The 15785-nt window shown below is 34.3% G+C and carries 9 protein-coding genes; 7 read left to right on the forward strand and 2 right to left on the reverse strand.

The features are described from left to right. The first annotated feature begins 556 nt into the window (after positions 1-556). The 7 genes from asnB (B0M43_RS11005) (at position 557) to B0M43_RS11035 (ending at position 14486) form a co-directional block, all read left to right on the forward strand. Positions 557-2233 (forward strand): asparagine synthase B, encoded by a 1677-nt coding sequence (gene asnB / locus B0M43_RS11005; protein WP_055098428.1) that lies wholly within the window; start codon positions 557-559, stop codon positions 2231-2233. Positions 2234-2556: 323 nt separating this feature from the next. Further along, complete coding sequence (gene asnB / locus B0M43_RS11010) at positions 2557-4173, forward strand: asparagine synthase B (RefSeq protein ID WP_078008320.1); 1617 nt, start codon at positions 2557-2559, stop codon at positions 4171-4173. A 302-nt stretch (positions 4174-4475) separates the two neighbouring features. Continuing rightward, complete coding sequence (locus tag B0M43_RS11015; RefSeq protein ID WP_078008319.1) at positions 4476-7214, forward strand: pitrilysin family protein; 2739 nt, start codon at positions 4476-4478, stop codon at positions 7212-7214. A 370-nt stretch (positions 7215-7584) separates the two neighbouring features. Beyond that, on the forward strand, positions 7585-9525 hold the full coding sequence (gene gyrB / locus B0M43_RS11020) for a DNA topoisomerase (ATP-hydrolyzing) subunit B (protein WP_055098425.1): 1941 nt from the start codon (positions 7585-7587) through the stop codon (positions 9523-9525). Between the two features lie 109 nt (positions 9526-9634). Continuing rightward, positions 9635-10570, forward strand: a complete 936-nt coding sequence (gene mdh / locus B0M43_RS11025; protein WP_065448253.1) for a malate dehydrogenase — start codon at positions 9635-9637, stop codon at positions 10568-10570. Between the two features lie 227 nt (positions 10571-10797). Next, positions 10798-13788, forward strand: coding sequence for a protein translocase subunit SecDF (gene secDF / locus B0M43_RS11030; RefSeq protein ID WP_078008317.1), 2991 nt, complete (start codon positions 10798-10800; stop codon positions 13786-13788). A gap of 83 nt (positions 13789-13871) precedes the next feature. Next, positions 13872-14486 carry an acyloxyacyl hydrolase gene (locus B0M43_RS11035; RefSeq protein WP_078008316.1) on the forward strand — a complete coding sequence of 205 codons (615 nt, stop codon included), beginning with the start codon at positions 13872-13874 and terminating at the stop codon, positions 14484-14486. A gap of 55 nt (positions 14487-14541) precedes the next feature. Here the strand turns inward: B0M43_RS11035 and lgt are convergent, their stop codons facing one another. Then, complete coding sequence (lgt, locus tag B0M43_RS11040; RefSeq protein ID WP_065448256.1) at positions 14542-15474, reverse strand: prolipoprotein diacylglyceryl transferase; 933 nt, start codon at positions 15472-15474, stop codon at positions 14542-14544. Positions 15475-15537: 63 nt separating this feature from the next. Beyond that, complete coding sequence (yidD, locus tag B0M43_RS11045; RefSeq protein ID WP_078008315.1) at positions 15538-15777, reverse strand: membrane protein insertion efficiency factor YidD; 240 nt, start codon at positions 15775-15777, stop codon at positions 15538-15540. Positions 15778-15785: the final 8 nt, after the last annotated feature.

Below are 15785 nucleotides of genomic sequence, written 5' to 3' on the forward strand. Positions count from 1 at the left end.
ACAGATTTAAGCAGATTAAAAAGGATATTATTCGCACTCTTCAACGGATTAAAATCCGTTGCTACAAAATAAGCCGTTCCTCCGGAACTTTGTATAAAGAGCCTTAGGCTCGATTAATATTGTAGGGATGGATTTTAATCCATTCATCACACACGGTACCCGACAATCATTATCGATTTACCGCGCGGAGTTTCTAGTGTGATCTTTCCTTCGTCAACAAGACAAAACAAGATGCGCATTTGTTTAATTTCGATGAAAATCACAATTTTAAACCAACTTCTATTCTTCTCTTTGTGAATCTTTTATTGTTTTTGAAATATCATAAAATTTAATTCAAAGATCTCTTGAAAATGTTGCTTTTTTAGTTCTGATTAAGCTTAAAATTGAAATTTATAAGTTTGAGGCTTTTTTTAGTGTTAAAATTTTACATTTTATATGTAAAAACAATTTTATGCTTTTAAATTATAACTGAAATGAATGTTTGTGTTTTTCAATTGTAACCATTAATGCATCTTTGCCCTATCAAAATAAAATTTACAAATAAAAATATAGAATTATGTGTGGAATCGTATGTGCCTTTGATCTAAAACAAAAAGCCGAAACCTTAAGACCTCAAGTATTAGAAATGTCTAAAATCATTCGTCACCGCGGACCGGACTGGAGCGGAATTTACAGCAATGATAAAGCAATTCTTTCTCATGAGCGCTTGGCGATTGTAGATCCAGCTTCAGGAAAACAACCTTTATTTACAGAAGATAAAAAATTGGTTTTAGCTGCAAATGGTGAGATTTACAACCACAGAGAATTGCGTAAACAATTTGAAGGAAAATATAACTTTCAAACAGAAAGTGATTGTGAAGTTATTTTAGCACTGTACAAAGAAAAAGGACCTCACTTTGTAGATGAAATGAACGGAATCTTTGGATTTGCGATTTATGATGTTGAGAAAGATGAGTATTTTATCGCTCGTGACCATATGGGAATTATTCCATTATATATTGGTTGGGATCAACACGGAACTTTTTATGTAGCTTCTGAATTGAAAGCTTTAGAAGGATATTGCACAAAAATTCAATTATTCCCTCCGGGACATTATATGACAAGTAAAGACGGTGAATTTGTACAATGGTACAAAAGAGACTGGACAGATTATGATGCAGTAAAAGACAACGAAACAAGTATTCCTGCAATTAAGGAAGCACTTGAAGCAGCGGTTCACAGACAATTAATGAGTGATGTTCCTTACGGTGTTTTGCTTTCTGGTGGTTTAGATTCGTCTATTACTTCGGCTGTAGCCAAAAAATTTGCACAAAAGCGTATTGAATCTGATGATACTACAGATGCCTGGTATCCGCAATTACACTCTTTTTCAGTTGGTTTGGATGGTTCTCCGGATTTAGCTGCTGCTCAAATTGTTGCAAAACATATCGGAACAATTCACCACGAAATTAAATTCACCATTCAGGAAGGGTTAGATGCAGTTCGCGATGTGATTTACAACTTGGAAACTTATGATGTAACTACAGTTAGAGCTTCAACTCCAATGTGGTTAATGGCGAGAGTTATTAAATCAATGGGAATCAAAATGGTGCTATCAGGAGAAGGTGCAGATGAATTGTTTGGAGGTTATTTATACTTCCACAAAGCACCAAATGCAAGAGAATTTCACGAAGAAAACGTTCGTAAATTAGGAAAATTACATATGTACGATTGTTTGCGTGCAAACAAAAGCTTGGCTGCCTGGGGAATCGAAGGTCGTGTTCCATTCTTAGATAAAGAATTTATGGATGTTGCAATGCGCATCAACCCACAAGATAAAATGATTAACAAAGAGCATCCCATGGAAAAATGGGTAGTTCGTAAAGCTTTTGAAGACATGTTGCCAGAAAGTGTAGCATGGAGACAAAAAGAGCAATTTTCTGATGGAGTAGGATACAGCTGGATTGATACTTTGAAAGAAGTGGTAGCCAAAGAAGTTTCGGATGAGCAACTGGCAAATGCGAAATATAAATTCCCATTGCAAACACCAACTTCTAAAGAGGAGTATTACTATCGTTCGATCTTTGCAGAACATTTTCCAAGTGATGCAGCAGCTTTATGTGTGCCTCAGGAAGCAAGTGTGGCTTGTAGTACAAAAATTGCTTTGGAGTGGGATGAAGCATTCAAAAACATGAACGATCCATCTGGAAGAGCTGTAGCAAGTGTTCATGATGACGCTTACGCGAAAGCATAAAAACAAGAATTTTTAGAATTAGTATATATTATATTTCCGAAAGACGTTCTCAATCCTGAGAGCGTTTTTCTTGTCTTATAATGTTAAATTCTGTTATTTCAGTGACTTAAAATTATTTTTCAATAATTATTTAAGTTTCTTTTTTATATTTGGCATTCGCCGAAATAATAGTAAGTGGCTTGAATTGTAGCGATATAATTATATAAAAGTTGTAAATAATATTTGGTTTTAGCTGAATATTAAAGGATTATAAGAAAGTTTAGTAGTAGGCTTACCCTTTTAGTTGTGAGTAAAAATTAAAAGAAATAAAAAAATAGAATAGTATGTCTGGATTATTGGCTGTTATTGGTAAAGGAAAAGACCCGCAACTTGTAAAAGAGCTTTCTTCAAGAATGTCGCATCGTGGTCCTGATGAAAGTGATTTGCATATTATGGAAAATGGCAGTATTATTTGTCATGAAAGCCTATCGATTATTGATCTTAAATCAGGTAAACAGCCTATTCAGGGAACGAATAAAGCCTGGATGGTGCATGATGGAGAAATTTACAACTACCAGGAATTAAAAGATACGGTTTTAAAAGAGCATACCTTTAGAACAAAATCAGATTCGGAAGTAATCGTGCATTTGTACGAAGAATTTGGATATAAGTTTTGTAATATGCTTGATGGTGATTTTGCTTTTGTGATTATCGATGGTGATAATTATATCGCGGCAAGAGATGCTGTTGGTGTTAAGCCTTTGTATTACGGACTAGACGAAAGAGGAAGAATTTATTTTTCTTCAGAAATGAAATCAATTGCAGATCAGTGTAAGTCATTTTCGACTTTTCCTCCCGGACATTATTATACCGGTAAAACTGGCTTTGTAAAATATTATAATCCGGATTACGAAGATCATGCAAATGCGAATAAATCTTTAGACCTTGATTTGGTTCGTGAATCATTAATTCAGGCGACGCGTAAACGTTTAATGAGCGAAGTTCCTGTTGGTGTATTGCTTTCAGGAGGGTTAGATTCATCCTTAACATCAGCAATTGCATCCCGAATATTAAAAGATAACGGACAAAAACTACATTCGTTTTCTATTGGTTTAGATGCGGATTCGCCTGATAATATCGTAGCAAGAAAAGCAGCTGAATTTTTAGGTACAGAACATCACGAAATACATTTTACGGTAGAGGAAGGTGTTTCTATTTTAGAAAAAGTAATTTATCATATTGAGACTTACGATATCATATCAGTACGATCCGGAGTTCCGATGTATTTATTATCGAAAGCCATAGCCGATCAGGGAATAAAGGTAATCCTTTCCGGTGAAGGTGCCGATGAGGTTTTTGGAGGTCATTTGTATTTTAGAAATGCACCATCAGCAGAAGAATTTCAGGATGAAACCATCGAAAGAGTGCAGAAGTTATTTACTGCCGATTTATTGCGTGCCGATAAAACAACTATGGCGCACGGACTAGAAGCCAGAATTCCGTTTTTAGACAAAGATTTTTTAGATGTTGCTATTCGAATTAAAACCGAAGAAAAGCAGCCAAAAACATACGATGGCATCGAGAAATACATTTTGAGAAAAGCATTCGATACAACTGAAAATCCATATTTACCGGCTGAAGTTTTATGGAGACAAAAAGAACAGTTTTCTGATGGAGTAGGTTACAATTGGATAGATGAATTAATAGAATATTGTGCAACACAAGTTACGGACGAGCAATTGGCCGGAGCAGCTGCCGAATTTCCGTATAATTCACCAACGACAAAAGAAGCTTATCTTTACAGATCCATTTTTCATAAATTTTATCCACAGGTTAGCGCCGCGCAAACCGTTCGAAAATGGATTCCGAAATGGCAGGAAAATCAGGATCCAAGCGGAAGAGCAAATGCCGCTCACGTAAAAGCAGATGTTGAAATTTCGAAAGCCGGAGTAGCGGTTTAGTATTTAAATTCCAATAAATAAATTCCAAATTCCAAACTCCAATTTGGAATCGAATAAGAGAAATACGAAGCAATAGTCTAATTATAAAATTTCAAAAAAAATAAATTCTAAATTCCAGTTTTGGAAAGAAATAAAGAATCCGAAAGAGCATGTAAAATGTTTATTTCGGATTTTTTTTTTGGAGTTAATTTTAGCTTTACGGTTTGCCGTAAATTACTAAAAGTAAGTTAATGTTAATTCCTTACTTAGGAAAAAAGCTATATTTGATTACCAAAAATTAACTAATACTTTAACTGTAATCTATGAGAAACTTACTACTAAGCAGCGTTTTATGCTGTTCGCTTGTTTCATTGTCTCCTGTTTATGCGCAGAAAAAGACAGAAGCTCCAAAATACATTAAAAATGTCGAAGGTGTAAAAGAATATTCGTTGAATAACGGATTGAAAGTTCTTTTAATTCCGGATGCTTCGCAGAGCAATATGGTTGTAAATATTGTTTACAATGTGGGTTCCAGAAATGAAGGTTATGGCGAAAAAGGGATGGCGCATTTGTTAGAGCACATGCTTTTTAAGAGTACCAAAAATTTGGGAGACATTAAAAAAATGCTTTCGGATAAAGGGGGAAATGCCAACGGAACGACTTGGTTAGACAGAACGAATTACTACGAAGTTTTTCCTTCAAGTGATGAAAACTTAAAATGGAGTATCGAAATGGAAGCGGATCGAATGATCAACGCGACTATTCTGCAGGCAGATTTATCTAAAGAATTTTCGGTTGTAAGAAATGAATTTGAAATAGGAGAGAATAATCCGGATCGTGTTTTACAGGAAAGAATACTTTCCACTGCTTATTTGTGGCACAATTACGGAAATAGTACGATAGGAAGTAAAGAAGATATAGAAAGAGTAAAAGCAACTACGCTTAGGGCCTTTTACGAAAAGTATTATCAGCCTGACAATTCTACTTTAATAATTGCCGGTAAGTTTGATGAGCAAAAAGCGTTACAATATGTAGGGCAATATTTTGGAGCTATTCCAAAACCAAAAAGAGTTTTGGATAAGACGTATACGGTTGAACCTGCACAAGATGGTGAAAAATTTGTAGAGCTTAACAGAGCAGGAGATAGTAAAAATATTGGAGCCGTGTATCATACGGCAGCTTATGTAGACAAGGATTATGCTGCAATTGATGCATTAGGCGAAATTTTAACTTCGGACCCATCCGGATATTTGTATAAATCATTAATAGAGACGCAAAAAGTGTCTAGTGTTTATTATTGGCAGCCAACCACCAGAGATGCAAGTTATGTATATTTTGGCGTAGCGGTTCCTAATGATAAAGATATCAAAGCGACTAAAGAATTAGTAAGAACAGAGTTGGATAAAATTGCAACGACTAAATATACTGATGAGGATGTAGCCAGAGCAAAAGCAAAAATTATAAAACAACTTGACGGTATAAAAAACAATACTATTTCGTTTGCCATAAATCTTACTGAAATTGTTGGAGCAGGAGATTACAGATTAGGGTTTTTATACCGAGATGTTGTTGAAAATTTAACCAAAGAAGATATACAAAGAGTTGCTGAGAAATATTTTAGAAGCAACAATAGAACAGTTGGCGTATTTATTCCTTCAAAAGATGAGCAAAGATTAAAGCCGGTCGAATATACAGATGAGCAAATAGTAGCTGTAACAAAAGATTATAAAGGTAAGGCTTTAGAAAAAGAAGCTGCTGCATTTGAAGCTTCGATCAAAAATTTGAAACAAAACTTTGTAGAAGGAAAACTTAGTAATGGAGTGAAATATGGCTTAATTAAAAAAGAAATAAAAGGCGGAAAAGTTCAGGCTAGTTTTAAATTTCCGGTGAGTAACGAAAAAGATTTAGAGAGTAAAGGAGATATAGGATCTATTCTTGCTCAATTAATGAAAACAGGTACAAAAACCAGAACCAAAGAACAAATTAGTGATCAGTTAGATCAATTAAAATCAAGTTTGTACTTTGATTATTCAGGTCAGACTTTGTCGATTAATATAAGTACTTACAAAGAAAGCTTTAAGGGAGTAATGGAGATTTTGGGCGATCTGTTAGTGAATGCTACTTTTCCTGAAAATGAGTTAACGAAAACAATCAATGAGTACAATACTTATCTGGAGTCAAACCTTAATGATCCTCAGTCGATTGCTTTTATCGAAGTTTCAAGATTAACATCGAATTATCCAAAAGGAAGTATTTTTTATACCTCGACAGTTCAGGAGCAAATTGATGCTTACAAAAAAATAAAACAATCTGAAATCGTTGATTTTTATACTAATATCTTTGGAGGAAATAACGGATTGGGAACTGTTGTTGGAGATTTAGATGCTAAAGAAACGGGACAAATTCTTGAAAATACTTTTGGAAAATGGAATTCTAAGTCAAAATATGTTCTTGCATTGCCAACGTATTCAGAGACTAAAAAGATAGATAAAGATTATATCACTCCAGACAAAGAAAATGCAGTTGCAATAGGTAAAATTGCTTTTAAAATGAATTTGAAAAGCCCGGATTATCCTGCATTTGTAATGGCGAATGAAATTCTTGGAAGTGGTGGTTTTTTAAGCGCCAGAATTCCAATGAGATTAAGAGAAAAAGAAGGAATTAGTTATGGTGCAGGTTCGTTTATTAATGTGCCGGTTACAAACGATGTTGCTTTCTGGCAATATTATGCATTTTTGAATCCAACAAAAAAAGGCGCAGTTGAAGCTGCTACAAAAGAAGAAATTGCAAAAGCATTAAAAGATGGATTTACGGCTGAAGAAGTGAAATCAAATTTAGTGAGCTGGCTTAACGAAAGAAAAACAAGATTAGGAAATGATATGATGTTGATTAGTTTAACGAATAGCTATCTTCAATACGGAATTCCTTTAGAAGATTATGATGATCTTGAAACTAAAGTTAAAGCGTTGAAAGTAGAAGACGTGAATGCTGTTTTAAGAAAGTATTTAAGCTTAGAAAAAATGACTTCGATTTATGCTGGGGATTTTAATAAGAAATCATAAAGAGTAAAATTCCAATAAAATAAATTCCAAATTCCAATTTTTGAAATTCCAAATTCCAATTTGGTTGTAAATTTTAAAATCCGAAATGACATTAAAAATGTTGTTTCGGATTTTGTTTTTGCATCATTTAAAGTTTTGGAATTTGGAATTTATTTATTGGAATTTCCTTTAAGTTTTGGAATTTGGGATTTAAAAATTGGAATTTATTTAATAAAGAGGATATTTTTTGGAATTTGGAATTTATTTTTTGGTTTTTCAGCTAATTGTGTTAATAACTTAAGTGCTTTATATGGTATTTTAACGGATATATAATTTGCGTTTTTATATATTTGCGTGTTAGACAATAATTACATTTTTTAGAATAAATTATATGAGCGAAGAAATCAAGAAGAACAATTATTCAGCAGATAGTATTCAGGCATTAGAAGGAATGGAGCACGTAAGAATGCGTCCATCGATGTATATTGGAGATGTGGGGGTTCGAGGGCTACATCATTTGGTTTATGAGGTTGTTGATAACTCTATTGATGAGGCGATGGGAGGACATTGTGATACTATTGGTGTTGCAATTAACGAAGATGGTTCAGTAACAGTTGAAGATAACGGTCGTGGTATTCCAGTTGATTTACATAAAAAAGAAGGTGTTTCGGCACTTGAAGTAGTAATGACCAAGATTGGTGCCGGAGGTAAATTCGATAAGGATTCTTACAAAGTTTCCGGAGGTTTACACGGTGTTGGGGTTTCGGTTGTAAATGCACTTTCAGTTCATATGAAATCTACTGTTTTTAGAGACGGTAAAATATACGAACAAGAATACGAAAGAGGTAAAGCAATTTATCCTGTTAAACAAATTGGAGAAACAGATAAAAGAGGTACACGTCAGACTTTCTATCCTGATGATACTATTTTTACTCAAACAATTGAGTTTTCTTATGATACTTTATCAGCTCGTATGCGTGAGCTTTCTTTCCTGAACAAAGGAATTACAATCACGTTTACAGACAAAAGAGAAGTAGATGAAAAAGGCGAATTTAAAGTAGAGGTTTTTCACTCAGATGAAGGTCTTAAAGAATACATTCGTTACTTAGATGGTAACCGTGAGCCAATTATTTCTCACGTAATCAGCATGGATCACGAAAAAGGTGAAATTCCGGTTGAGGTTGCCTTGATTTACAATACAAGTTACACAGAGAATATTTTCTCCTATGTAAATAATATCAATACGCACGAAGGAGGAACGCATTTACAAGGTTTTAGAAGTGGTTTGACAAGAACCCTTAAAAAATACGCAGATGCATCCGGAATGCTGGATAAACTGAAATTCGAAATTGCGGGAGATGACTTCCGTGAAGGATTAACAGCTATTATTTCGGTAAAAGTTGCAGAACCACAATTCGAAGGACAAACCAAAACTAAACTTGGAAACAGAGAAGTAGTTTCTCCGGTTTCTCAGGCAGTTGGAGAAATGCTGGAAAATTATTTGGAAGAAAATCCAAATGATGCCCGTATCATTATTCAAAAAGTAATTTTGGCTGCACAAGCCCGTCACGCTGCTAAAAAAGCGCGTGAAATGGTACAGCGTAAAACCGTAATGGGTGGTGGTGGATTACCAGGAAAACTTTCAGATTGTTCTGAGCAGGATCCTGCAAGATGTGAGGTTTACCTTGTCGAGGGAGATTCGGCTGGTGGAACAGCCAAACAAGGTCGTGACCGTAACTTTCAGGCGATTTTGCCTTTACGTGGTAAGATTTTGAATGTTGAGAAAGCGATGCATCATAAAGTATTCGAAAACGAAGAGATTCGTAACATCTTTACCGCTCTTGGAGTTACCGTTGGTACTGCAGAAGACAGTAAAGCTTTAAATCTTGAAAAACTAAGATATCATAAAGTAATCATCATGTGTGATGCCGATGTCGATGGTAGTCACATTTCTACCTTAATATTAACGTTCTTCTTCCGTTTCATGAAAGAACTGATCGAAGAAGGTCACGTTTACATTGCAGCTCCACCTTTGTACTTAGTTAAAAAAGGAAACAAAAAAGAATACGCCTGGAACGATGTTCAACGTGATCAGGCGAACGAAAGAATGGGAGGAAGTGCAGCTATTCAACGTTATAAAGGTCTTGGAGAGATGAACGCGGAGCAATTATGGGAAACTACAATGGATCCGAGTTTTAGAACTTTACGTCAGGTAACTATTGATAGTTTAGCCGAAGCGGATAGGGTTTTCTCTATGTTAATGGGAGATGAAGTTCCGCCACGTAGAGAATTTATCGAGAAAAATGCAGTTTACGCTAATATCGATGCATAATAAATTTTAATCATCAATTCGTTTAATTGTTTAAATTTACTTAGACGATTAAACGAATTGTCGATTTATCAAATAAACAAATTAATTAATAACCGATAAAGTATAAAATATGAAAGTTACCATTGTAGGAGCAGGAAATGTTGGAGCTACGTGTGCAGATGTTATTTCTTATAGAGGAATTGCAAGCGAAGTAGTGTTGTTGGATATTAAAGAAGGTTTTGCCGAAGGGAAAGCATTGGATATTATGCAATGTGCAACAAATACAGGTTTTAATACCAAAGTATCTGGTGTAACCAATGATTATTCTAAAACTGCCGGAAGTGATGTAGTAGTGATTACATCAGGAATTCCAAGAAAACCAGGAATGACGCGTGAAGAATTGATTGGTATAAACGCAGGAATTGTAAAAACAGTTGCTGAAAATGTATTGAAATTTTCTCCGGATACTATAATTGTCGTAGTTTCTAATCCAATGGATACTATGACTTATTTAGCTTTAAAAGCTACAGGATTACCAAAAAACAGAATTATTGGTATGGGTGGAGCGTTAGATAGTTCTCGTTTCAGAACATATCTTTCTTTGGCTCTTGATAAACCTGCCAATGATATCTCGGCAATGGTTATAGGAGGTCATGGTGATACTACTATGATTCCTTTAACACGTTTGGCTTCTTATAACGGAATTCCGGTAACAGAATTTCTTTCAGAAGAGGTGTTGCAAAAAGTAGCTGCAGACACAATGGTGGGCGGAGCGACACTTACAGGTCTTTTAGGAACATCAGCCTGGTATGCGCCGGGAGCTTCTGTTGCTTTTCTTGTAGATAGTATTTTAAACGATCAGAAAAAAATGATTGCATGTTCTGTTTTTGTTGAAGGCGAATATGGTCAAAACGATATATGTATAGGAGTGCCTTGTATAATAGGTAAAAACGGAGTAGAAGAAATTTTAGACATCAAATTAAACGAGCAGGAGAAAGCTTTATTTGCTAAAAGTGCAGATGCAGTTCGTGGAATGAATGATGCTTTAAAATCGATTTTAGTATAACGATTTTCGAAAAAAAAGGAGAAGACTGCACTTTTGCAGTCTTTTTTTTAAGATTAATTAATAAATAAATTGGTTAATCATTTCGAGAATTATATATTTGCTCGGTTTAAAAAAAATGTTGTAATTCGTGATCTCGATTTTTTAGTTTTAAAAACTCATGTCAGGGCTTATTTTTAGGGAATTTAAAACCAAAACAAACAATAAAACATAATTAATTTTTAGTAATAATGCAGAATAAAGGACTTATTAAATTTTTCGCAATTCTATTTGCATTGGTAAGTATTTACCAACTTTCTTTCACTTTTGTGGCAAATAATGTCAAAAGTGAGGCTAAAGCCTTTGCAGGAGATAATCCTGATAAAGAATTAAAATATTTGGATTCTATTGGTAAAGAAAAAGTATTGAACCTTGGTTTTTCGGATTTTACTTATAACGAAGTAAAAAACAAACAACTTAATAAAGGTCTTGACTTAGAAGGAGGAATCAACGTGATTCTTCAAATTTCTATTAAAGATGTTTTGAAAGGTTTAGCTAACAATTCTAAAAATCCTGTATTTAATAAATCATTAGCTGATGCAAGTGCAAATTTAGAAGGAAACAAAACCTATTTAAATAAGTTTTTTGAAGCTTTTGAAGCGAATTCAAACGGAACAGTAAGATTAGCTTCACCTGATATTTTTGCAAACAGAAGTTTACAAGGAGAAGGTGGAATCGATTTTCAAATGTCTGATTCGCAAGTTCAAAAAGTAATTAAAAGAAAAGTTGATGAGTCTGTTGAAAGTGCTTACAAAGTATTAAGAGAGCGTATCGACAAATTTGGTGTTACACAGCCAAACATCCAAAAATTAGGAGAAACAGGAAGAATCTTAGTAGAGCTTCCAGGTGCTAAGGATGTTGATAGAATTAAAAAATTATTAGGTGGAAAAGCTCAATTAGAGTTTTGGGAAACTTATAAAATTGAAGAGATTGGAAACTTCTTAGTTGCTGCTAATGAAGCTTTAAAAAAGACTGAAATCAAAAAAACAGAAACTAAAACTGTTGCTAAAGATTCATTGAACGCTTTATTAACTGATACTAAAGATTCAGTTGATACTAAAAAAGGAAACAACCCATTATTTGATAAGATTGTAGGTCAGGGTGGTGGACCAGTTTTAGGTTACTTCGCACCAAAAGATACTGCTGCTGTAAATAGCTTTTTCAAAAGAGCTGATATCAGAGTTTTATTAGGCGCTGATCAACACAATGCAAAATTTGTATGGAGTAAACCAACTACTATAAAAGATCCGCAATCGAAAGATGTAAAAACGGCTAAAGATATTGAAGTAGTTGAATTATATGCTTTAAAAGGAAACAGAGATAACGTTCCAGCCATGAGTGGTGGTGTTGTTACTGATGCAAAAGATACTTTTGACCAATTAGGAAAACCAGCTGTTTCTATGCAAATGAACAGCCAGGGTGCTAAAGTTTGGGAAGAATTAACAGGTAGAGCTTTCTCTCAAAAAGGATATATCGCTATTGTTTTAGATAACATCGTATATTCTGCTCCTGGCGTTACCAGCGGACCAATTGCCGGAGGTAGATCTGAAATTACAGGTTCTTTTGATGTTGCTGAAACTAAAGATTTAGCTAACGTATTAAATGCAGGTAAATTACCAGCTTCTGCTGATATCGTTCAGTCAACTGTTGTAGGACCATCTTTAGGTCAGGCTGCAATTGACGCAGGTACAATTTCATCTGTATTAGGATTTTTATTAGTTTGTTTATGGATGGTATTCTATTATGGTAAAGCAGGTTGGTATGCTAACTTAGCATTATTATTGAACTTACTTTTCTTATTCGGAATTATGGCAAGTTTTGGTTTTGTATTGACATTACCAGGTATTGCAGGTATCGTACTTACATTAGGTACAGCGGTAGATGCGAACATTATTATCTACGAAAGAGCAAAAGAAGAATTACGTGAAGGTAAATCATTGTCTGAGGCAGTTGCTGCTTCGTACGGATGGCACGGAGCAATGCGTTCTATTATTGATGCAAACGTAACACACGTTTTAACTGGGGCTATCTTGTTTATTTTTGGAACAGGACCAATTAAAGGTTTTGCTTTGACTTTACTTATTGGTATCGTAACTTCAATGTTTACGTCAATCTTTATCGCTAGAATTTTTATCGACAGAAATATTGCTGGAAAAGGTGATTTAACTTTCTCTACAAACATTACTAAAAACTGGTTTACAAACTTCCACTTTGACTTTATTAAAATCAAAAAATTCACTTATATTTTCTCTTCTATTGTAGTTGTAGTAAGTTTAACTTCTATCTTCTTCGTTAACGGATTAGATGAAGGTGTTGATTTCGTTGGAGGAAGAACATTCCAGGTGAAATTTGAAAAACCAATTGATGCTACAACAGTTTCAGATGAGTTATCTGCAGCTTTTGGAACTCCTGTTGAGGCTAAAATTTTAGGTGATGATGATCAGTTAAAAATCACAACAAAATATAAAATTAAAGAAGATGGTGTTGCTATCGACGAAGAAGTGAATCAAAAATTATACAATGCATTGCAAAAGTATTACCCAAACACTTCTTACGATAAATTCATCAACTCATTTGAGGGTAAAAAAATCGGAGTATTGCAAGCTTCTAAAGTTGGAGCTTCTATCTCTGAAGATATCAAAACTAACTCATACTGGGCAGTTCTTGGTGCAATGGCAGCAATCTTCTTATACTTAATGGTTTCTTTCCGTAAATGGCAATATTCATTAGGAGCGATCGCAGCTGTAGCGCATGACGTTATCTTTGTATTAGGTATCTACTCTTTATGTTATAAATTCATGCCTTTCCACATGGAAATGGATCAGCACTTTATCGCTGCAATTCTTACCGTTATTGGTTATTCTATGAATGATACTGTAATTGTATTCGACAGGGTGAGAGAATTTATCATCGGAAACCGTAAAGGTAGCTTCGAAGATATCGTAAACGCTTCTATTAATACTACATTATCAAGAACGTTGAATACGTCATTAATGATGATCATTGTATTATTAACGATGTTTATCTTTGGTGGAGAATCTATCAGAGGATTTATCTTCGCGATGTTAGTAGGTATTGTGGTAGGAACTTACTCTTCATTATTTATCGCTACACCAGTATTGGTAGACACGATTTCAAGTGATGAGAAACACACAATTGAAGAAAAACACAAACAAGCATAATTTCAGGTTTATATAAATTAAAAGGATCCAACGAAAGTTGGATCTTTTTTTTGTGCTATATTTAGATTTGTAAAAGCTTATTTATGAGTAGAAAAATACCGTTTATTGTATTGTTCCTGTACGCTGTATTTTGTGCTTCTGCGCAAGATAAAAAGGGTAAAATTGCGATTGGCCTTAATTACGGTTTTGGAAGTGAATTCAATAACGGCAACTACACTTTTACCAATCACTTTTATAAAGCCCAATTGTATTATCGAATTAAAGAAACGAAACACTTTCAGTATGAAATTTTGGTGCAGCCAGAAATTAATCTTGCCACACATCAATTGCTTAATTTTTATTTTGTAAAGCCTGAAACGCCTGATTATATCGAAAAAAGAGAAGAATATACAAAGTTGAAGGATATTCATGAATACGTTTTAAATTTTGGATTTCTGATGAGAAAGCCAATAGGTAAAATCTTTTCACTTTATGTTTTAGCAAGTATAGGACCCATGATTACAGATACTGAAACCGAAAGAATGTCTGAAGGGTTTGCTTTTGCTGATGTTTTAGCTTTTGGAGTATCTGCTAAAGTAGATCAGTTTAGGTTTGATATTCGACCGAGTATCCGGCACGTATCTAATGCAGGTCTAAATAGCGAAAATGCGGGTTATAATACGAAGAATGTTGAAATAGGTGTTTCATATTGCTTATAAATAAAAATGCCCAATATTTTGAAATATTGGGCATTTTTTATTTTGAATGAAATTTTTAAGATGCTGCTAAAGGATTTCTTTGTGCTCTAATGATAAAGAACAGACCGATTATAATAAAAGGAATGCTTAACCACTGTCCTGTAGAGAAAATGCCTAATTCTTCTTCAATTCCTCCCTGGCTTTCTTTTACAAATTCTACTATAAAACGAACTACAAATAAGAGAACTAAAAATAATCCGAACAATAATCCTGATTTAAGTCTTGCATTTGTTTTCCAGTACAAGAAATATAAAGTAGCAAAAACAAATATGTACGCAATACCTTCATATAATTGCGTTGGGTGTTTTGCCGGAACCTGAGCCAATAAGCTGGCAAATTTAGGATCTGTTGCAATTGCAGTGTAAGCAGCTTTAGGATCAGCGATATTCGTAGCGTTTACAGCTTCAGATTTACTAAATTGATCATGTAAAAAACGAATCCCAAATGCAGAATCGGTTTCTTTTCCGATGATTTCAGAGTTAAAAAAGTTTCCTAAACGAACAAATATAGCACCACTCGCAACCGGAATTACTACACGGTCTAAAATCCATAACAAAGAACGTTTTAAGATTTTTTTGCTGTAATAGTACATCGCGATTATAATAGCGATCGCTGCACCATGGCTTGCTAAACCTTGAAAACCGGTGAACTCAAACTTTGGTTCGAATCTAACGGGTAAGAAAATTTCAAGTAGATGATTTCTAAAATACTCCCAGTCGTAAAACAAAACATGTCCTAATCTTGCGCCTATTAAGGTGGCTAAAACAGTCCATACGAATAGCGAATCTAATTTTTCAAGAGATTCATTTTCGCGTTCAAAAATCTTTTTCATTATGAACCAGCCTAAACCAAAAGCGATTACGAACATTAAACTGTAGTAACGAATCATAAAAAATCCTAAGTCGATTCCTTCTGAAGGATTCCAAATGATATTTGAGGAAAGTGTCATATATTAAAGTGTTTTTTTTGTTGTAAAAATATGTATTTAAAGTAAAGCGGCCCTTATAAAAAGTTAATGTTTATGTGAACATTTCTTTTCGGGAACAGGATCGTAACCGGTTCTTCCCCATGGATTACAGCTTAAAATTCGTTTTATTCCCAGATATCCGCCATAAAATAATCCGTGAGTTTGCAAAGCCTGAATCATATAACTCGAACATGTAGGTTCAAACCTGCAGCTCGCCGGTGTAAAAGGCGAAATGGCAGTTTGATAAAAGCGAACTAATAAAACAAACGGAGTGATTACTTTCATGATTTATT

It is taken from the genome of Flavobacterium sp. KBS0721 (genome assembly GCF_002007065.3).
GTDB lineage: Bacteria > Bacteroidota > Bacteroidia > Flavobacteriales > Flavobacteriaceae > Flavobacterium > Flavobacterium piscis.